Annotated in this window: 3 protein-coding genes; all 3 read right to left on the minus strand. The window is 40.7% G+C overall.

Annotation, left to right across the window (positions count from 1 at the left end; all coding sequences use genetic code 11):
- Window positions 1-256: hypothetical protein (locus tag ABZY11_RS44440; RefSeq protein WP_356484611.1), on the minus strand; the 256-nt coding region annotated here is incomplete at its 3' end.
- A gap of 10 nt (window positions 257-266) precedes the next feature.
- Complete coding sequence (locus ABZY11_RS44445; protein WP_356484612.1) at window positions 267-1,061, minus strand: bifunctional DNA primase/polymerase; 795 nt, start codon at window positions 1,059-1,061, stop codon at window positions 267-269.
- A gap of 3 nt (window positions 1,062-1,064) precedes the next feature.
- Entirely contained in the window at window positions 1,065-1,394 is a 330-nt protein-coding gene (locus ABZY11_RS44450) for a hypothetical protein (RefSeq protein WP_010905047.1), read from the minus strand.
- Between the last annotated feature and the right edge of the window lie 141 nt (window positions 1,395-1,535).

Raw genomic sequence — 1,535 nt, forward strand, 5'->3', positions numbered from 1 at the left:
AAAATAAGTTACGGTGTTCAAAGAATAGTTTTCTAACAGCTCTAAGCATTTGAGTGTTTGCTTTGACATAGTCAGGGCTATTAATGATTTCTTTTTCTTGTTCTAACCAGTCTTTCAAACTGTCTTGATAACCTGCGATATTGATGACTTTTTTGCTGTCTTCGCCATAATCTGTGAAGTTCTCTATTGTAGGTTTTGGACTTCTTACGTTTCCCTGTGGTGTTTCTGCCACAAGTTTATCTAATTGGTCTGTCATGACTTCCTTTCTATTTCATCTTGAATACACTTTTCCAAATAGTTGCCAGCTCGTCATCAGGTAAGGGCGGACTGGTTCGATTGTTAAAGGTTCGCAATAAGTCCATGCAATGATTGTTATCAATGCCGATTTTTCTCCAGTAGTGGAGAATGCGGTTCGTGTCATTGTTTCGATTCCCTTTTCGTGCGCCTTGGTTGAATAACTCCCACATTTCAGCGCCATAAGTCCGACTTCCTAGCGTTGGGTTCTGTCTTTTTTGTGGTCGCTGTATCATTTCAAGTAACCAGTCAGGACAATCGCAAAGACTATCGAAAGTTAAAGGCTCGTTAGTTTCTGTATCATTCAAAGGGATATAATCGCCGTCTGTACGTTTGCTTGGGTAGATTGGGGTAAAGTGTGTTTTTATCTCCACGCCGTCCGCTAGTTCACTGACAAGCGGACTATTAAAAATTGTTTTAGGAACTTTAAAGAAAACATGCAAGCCGTTGCCTGTGGGTGTCTTTTCAACATAGGTACTTAATATTTCGCCCTCGCTGTGTTCATTCCACAAGCGACTGAAAACATTCCGTCCATTCTGTCCGTTTTGGTGCTGGTCTAAGTCAATACAAATCAAACCGCTATTTCTAAGATTAATCATGATGTTACGGTTCGGTATTTCATCGAACCACGCGCTTACTGTGATTTCATCAAGGCTTCCTGAGGAACTCCCCTTTATAATTGCCCTTTCGCTTTTTCCTACAGGATAACCAGCGATAACAGAAAAGCCACGACTAATACAGTTTAGGGCTTGTTCTTTGGGTGTCAATAGTCATTCCTCCTTAAAAAGTTGGTCAATCCAATCAAGTTCCGCAAGGGTGTAGCCGTTGACCGCATTATTAATCGCTATGCCTGTGCGTTGTTTCTTGATAATTCCGGCTCTGCGCTCGTCTTCGTTAGTTGGAATAAAATAGCCGTTATCAATCGAACCAATGGCGCAACCCTGCTTATGGAGGTACTCAATTCTGCTCTGAAGCGTTCTAAAATCAATATCAAGGGCTTGTGCTAAAATCTTGCCTTTGACAGCTCGGTCAATTCCTCTGTGTTCGGCAAGAAATTTAATAATATTTTGGTCTAACGTCTGTAAGTCAGTTATCTTCATTGAGATACCCCCAAATTCTAGTAATCGTTTCTAAAAATTGCTCATAGCTTGCTCTCTGTCTAGCTTCGCCAATCAAGGCAAACATTAAAACAGTAATAGCTTCGTTGCTTGTATCGATGATAAGATACTCTAAATTGTCCT

Source organism: Streptomyces sp. NPDC006510 (genome assembly GCF_040611955.1).
Lineage (GTDB): Bacteria > Actinomycetota > Actinomycetes > Streptomycetales > Streptomycetaceae > Streptomyces.

Coding starts and splice junctions, on each gene's coding strand:
- ABZY11_RS44450 (WP_010905047.1), bottom strand. CDS start 1,394: ATGAAGATAACTGACTTACAGACGTTAGACCAAAATATTATTAAATTT.